General features: G+C 32.9%; 5 protein-coding genes. All 5 read right to left on the bottom strand.

The window, feature by feature from the left end; genetic code table 11:
- Positions 1 to 110 (bottom strand): hypothetical protein (locus DFR80_RS14910; protein ID WP_143414029.1); only part of this gene is annotated, 110 nt, incomplete at its 3' end.
- Positions 111 to 257: 147 nt separating this feature from the next.
- Positions 258 to 1,157 (bottom strand): DMT family transporter, encoded by a 900-nt coding sequence (locus DFR80_RS14905; protein WP_076545312.1) that lies wholly within the window; start codon positions 1,155 to 1,157, stop codon positions 258 to 260.
- Positions 1,158 to 1,174: 17 nt separating this feature from the next.
- The gene (locus tag DFR80_RS14900) at positions 1,175 to 3,508 is read right to left on the bottom strand and encodes a glycoside hydrolase family 65 protein (RefSeq protein WP_114490464.1); all 2,334 of its coding nucleotides are present in this window, start codon (positions 3,506 to 3,508) and stop codon (positions 1,175 to 1,177) included.
- A 36-nt stretch (positions 3,509 to 3,544) separates the two neighbouring features.
- Entirely contained in the window at positions 3,545 to 4,357 is an 813-nt protein-coding gene (locus tag DFR80_RS14895) for an Asp23/Gls24 family envelope stress response protein (protein WP_076545313.1), read from the bottom strand.
- Positions 4,358 to 4,444: 87 nt separating this feature from the next.
- Positions 4,445 to 5,231: LacI family DNA-binding transcriptional regulator (locus tag DFR80_RS14890; protein ID WP_147270204.1), on the bottom strand; the 787-nt coding region annotated here is incomplete at its 5' end.

The raw sequence follows: 5,231 nt of genomic DNA, 5'->3' as shown, positions 1-5,231 counted from the left end.
AGAGCACCAATATCAGCACAGCCAATTGGCATTCCTGGATGTCCGGAATTTGCCTTTTCTACAATGTCTGCAGATAATCCTCTAACTGTGTTCGCTACTTCTTTTAACAAGATTTATCCCTCCCAGAATTAAATAAAGTTTTCTCAATTATTATTTTATATGTTAAGTTAATAAATGTCCAGTCAGACAAATAAATAATTTAAGATTTACATATAATAATTTAATAAGAACTAAATAAAGTTAATTTAAAGCATAAATTAACTCTGAGCTTGCTTTACCTCGCTCTGCCTTCGTTTTTGATGGTTATTATAAACCGAAGCTAAATATATTCCACCCAGAATAAATGCTCCTCCAATTAAAGTGGTCAATCTAACAGCCTCATCTAATAATAACCAGGCCAAAAACGTGGTGATTATTGGCTCTCCCAGTATAGATAAAGAAACAATGGAAGTAGACAGATAGCGAACTGCAAAATTAAGAATTGAATGTCCAATCAGTGTTGGGCCAATGGCCAGAGCTAAAAAAAGCAGATAATTATTTAAACCATGACCGGTAAAGGGAATCTTGAATAAATAAACACCAATTCCTAAAAAAAGAGCCGCATATGTATAGAGAATATAGAGGTAAGGAAAATAATCCAATTTTTTTCGCACTCCTCTACCTATAAAAAGATAGGAAGAAGCAAATAATGCCGCCGAAAGAGCTAAAAAATTACCAAAAAGTTTATCGCCCAGCTGATATAAATCCCCAACACTAATTACTGTGCTACCAATAACTGCCATAATAATGCCAATAACTGCTCCTTCTTTTAAGTCTTCTCTGGCAAAAAAATACTCTAAAATTATTGTGAACAGCGGCTGCAGTGCTACAAAAATAACTGAATTTGAAATATCAGTATATTGAATAGAACTGATCCAGAGGATAAAATGAACCGCTAAGAGAAAACCGACCAGTAGAGGTCGGTAATCCAGAAAGTAACGTGCCTTGCTTTTATGTTTAATAAAGAAATATGGAGTTAAAAGCAGAACAGTAAACAACATTCTATAAAAGGCAGTTATCAATGGTGGTGCTGACACAAGTTTAATAAGTATTCCAGAGAGTGATAAAAAGAAAATTCCTACTGTAAGCAGTATATATATCTTTTTTTTAAAATCCATTTTATCACACCCATTTTTTAAATTTCTACTTCCTGACTTAAATTGCTCTCTTCCAAAACAATAATCTGGTCATAATGTTTAAATTCCACCTTGTCTCCTGAAATCAGCAAATATTTAACCTGGTTTTCTTTAACAGTTACTTCGATCTGACTGCCCTTAAACCTGAGTCTGAACTGGTATTTATCCCAGTTATCCGGTAAATGAGGATGAAAATATAATTTTCCATTAAACATTCTCATACCACCAAAGCCCTGCACCAGAGCAAGCCAGGTCCCTCCCATACATGCTGTATGAACTCCCTGATAAGCATTTTCATTATAATCATCCAGGTCGAGTCTTGCAGTTTGCATGAAATAATTATAGGCCTGATTTTTATAACCAATCTCCGAAGCAAGTATACTATAAATTGCAGGTGAAAGAGAAGAATCATGAGTTGTTTTAGGTTCATAATAATCATAGTTTCTAATTTTTAATTCTTTACTAAACTTATTTCCTAACTGCAGCATTAAAAGTGTTACATCTGCCTGTTTGATAACCTGATAACGCCAAATAATAAGTGGATGCCAGTTTTTAACAAGAGGCAATTCAGACTCAGGAATATTATCAACCTCAATTGGATTTTTATAAAGAAATGAGTCATCCTGTGGAGTTATCTCTAATTTTTCATTATAAGGAAGATAAATATCTTCTTTTATCTCTTTCATATTCTCAATTTCTTTTTCCGTTAACTCAATTCTTTCTGCAAGTCGGTTATATTTTTCTGGAGATTTATTTTTAATTATTTCTATCATTTTAACAGCTGTATCCAGATTGAATTTAGCCATATAATTAGTGTAGGCATTATTATTTACCCCTGGCTTGTATTCATCAGGTCCACAGACTACATTAAAACAGAATTTATTGTCTTTCATTGGAATATAACTACCCAGACTGAGCCACATGCGTGCTGTTTCAATTAAAATTTCCAGTCCATAATTTTCGATAAATTCCCGATCTCTACTTACCTGATAATAAAGGTTAACTGCATAGGCAATATCCGCATTAATATGATATTGAACTGTTGAGCCCATAAAAAAACCGGAAGCCTCTTCTCCATTTATTGTTCTCCAGGGAAATAATGCCCCTTTAAGTTTCATTCTCCTGGCGTTTTTTCTCGCCTTCTCGAGAGTATTATATCTAAACAGAAGTAAATTTCTAGCTACTTCCGGACGCTGAAAAGCATAAAAAGGAAGTATATAACTTTCTGTATCCCAGAAATAATGGCCTTCATAATATTCTCCACTAATTCCTTTAGCTGCTACACTGGTCTGACCATCTTTTCCGGCTGCCTGCAAAATATGAAAAGCATTAAATCTAAATGCCTGCTGGAGTGAATCATCTCCATCAATTTTCACATCTACATCCTGCCAGTATCCTGACATAAATTCTGCCTGTTCTTCAACCAGATTTTCAAATCCTGTAATAGAAGCTCTGGCAGCCGAAGCTCTGGCATTACTAAGCGGATTCTCTCCTTCTTCCTGACTGTGATTTACACCAACAATTTTATCAATTGTGTATTCTTCTCCCTCAACTGCACTAATATCAAATATCCAGTCAACTCGATTGTCCGAAGAACGTTTTTTTACTTCAGAATTCTCTTTAGAAAAATCATCAAGTAAATGTTCAGCAACATAGGCAACCTTAAAATCTGTACTTTTAACCCTGTGTAAAAGATAACCGGTATTAGTATCAACCTCAGTTTCCATAACTTCTAGAGCCTTTTTATCTCGCAAATGATGGTGATTACTGACATCACCATTAATAGCAGAGTTAACACTAATCTTACCGGAAAAATTAACTGCTTTGAACTGATATCTTATTGCACCAATATGCTCTCTACTTAAAGAAATTAAACGAGTAATTTTGATTTCTATTTTTCTTCCCTGACGATCTTCCCAGAGCACTTTCCGCCTCAAAACTCCCTGCTTTAAGTCAAGCTCGCGCTTATAATCTAAAATTTGACCTTTTAAAAGATTCAATTTTTCTTCATTAATGTATAAATTCATTTCACTCCAGTCGGCTAAATTTACCATTGTCTGTCCTTTTTTAGGTAAATTTGGAGCTTCCTCACCATAAATTATCTCTTCTGAGGCATAAACTCCATTAATATAAAAACCGGGAGTTGTAGTATCTTCACTACCTGGATAATCTTCTTCAATAGTTCCACGCAATCCCATATAACCATTACCCAGAGTAAAAATTGCTTCATTATGATGATTATGTTCTGTTAAAAATTCTTCCTCGGTAATCTTCCAGTCCTGAGATGGATAAATTGCTTCTTTATCCATCTTTCTGGCATGATATGTTCTCAATTATGTCCCCTCCTATTATATTATTCTTAAATTATTTTATTCCCTAACTTTGAGAGAATATATGTCAATATTAATTTCCCGAACATTAATACCTGTATTATTTTCTAGATGTTCTTTTAAAGCAGATTTAAATTTAAGGGCAAATTTTTTAATTTTTAGCCCATAATTAATTTCCAGAGATAAATTAATAAATAATTGGTTATTTGTTTCTTCAACTTTAATTTTTTTGAAATCCGTTATTTCTTGATATTTTTTAATCCAATATTCAATCAAATCAACCAGAACTCGGTTGCTTATACTTAAATTCCCATAAAAACTAAACTTTGGTCTTACAATACTTTTTTCGTGTCTGACAGTCTGATTATCTTTTTTAAAAAAAAGTTCTAAAGAATGAAGTAAATAACCAGAAAAATCTTTTTCAACCTCAATAGTGGGGACTGGTATTACATGTTTCCCTTCATTATTTCGCACTGAAAGAGCTGTTTCTATTTCTTCAGCTGAAGAAATCTCTTTGATATCTATGTATTGATCAATTCCGCCCAGTTCCAGTCTCTCTTCAATTCTCTCAACCATTCCAATTGAGGTGCCCAAAATTAATATTTTATTTTCATTAAGTTTTTTTAAACATTCTTTAACGTCTTTTGTCTGTTTCTCATCAAAAAATAGAGCCCGTCTGATGGCCCCCATTTTACTTTCTTCCCTTTTCGCAGAACTCCCCGCCATAATTTTACCAGCATATATTAAAAGCCCATCATCAACAATCAAAGGAATCTGATACTGATTTGCCAGCAAAACTGCACGATGACTTTTACCTGTTCCACTGGGTCCAACAAGAGCATATACTTTCATCTTTTTTAAAATTACCTTCTTTCCTTAAAAATATAAATAGTTGACCTCAGGTTGATTATATATTTTTTTAGAGTTAATTTCAATTTATTAAGCCGATTCTCTAATAATTAAATCAGCCGGTAATAATATATGCCGTGAATTCAAATCTGTTTTATTTATCTGACTAATTAATAATTCCATTGCTTTTTTTCCTTTTTCAATACTGGGATTTTTTATTGTTGTTAGTGCAGGTTCAATAAACTCTCCCAATTTTATGCCATCATAACCAATAACAGCAATTTCTTCGGGAATAGATATTTCAGCTTCCTTTAAAGCCTTAATAACTCCAAGGGCCATTAAATCATTGGCAACAAAGACAGCCGAAACTTCATCTTTAATTTTTATTAATTCTCTGGCCGAAAAATAAGCTCCTTCTTCTGTAAAATCAGAATTAATAATTAATTGATCTTCAACTTCAAGATCATAATCATTTAAAGCATCTAGGTATCCCATAAGTCTATATTTCCCTGCAACCAATTCTAAAGATCCTGTTATTGTAGCTATTTTCCTGTGCCCCTTTTTAATCAAATATTCCACAGCCTGATAAGCTGCCAGTCGATTATCAGTATCAATCCAGTAAATATCTTCATTAATCATCGGATTACCATTAAAAACAAAAGGGGTATTAGTATTTTTTAGAAATTTTACTCTCGGATCATTAAAATTAGGTTCTGTTAAAATGACACCATCTGCTTTTATATTTTTAAAAATCTTTTTAAATAATTCAATATCATTTTTATAAAGACTTTCCCCATTTTTTAAAATAGCAAAAACTATCCGTACTGTCACAAGGGTAAAGAAAGCCTTAAATTCTTTTGTGATCGACGTTTTTTGT

Source organism: Halanaerobium sp. ST460_2HS_T2 (genome assembly GCF_003337665.1).
In the GTDB taxonomy this organism is placed as follows: domain Bacteria; phylum Bacillota; class Halanaerobiia; order Halanaerobiales; family Halanaerobiaceae; genus Halanaerobium; species Halanaerobium kushneri.
This window is presented reverse-complemented; position numbering and strand designations above follow the sequence as displayed.

Excerpts from the sequence above, each read along its gene's own strand:
- DFR80_RS14905 (WP_076545312.1), bottom strand. The coding sequence starts at position 1,157 with ATGGATTTTAAAAAAAAGATATATATACTGCTTACAGTAGGAATTTTC.
- DFR80_RS14895 (WP_076545313.1), bottom strand. The coding sequence starts at position 4,357 with ATGAAAGTATATGCTCTTGTTGGACCCAGTGGAACAGGTAAAAGTCAT.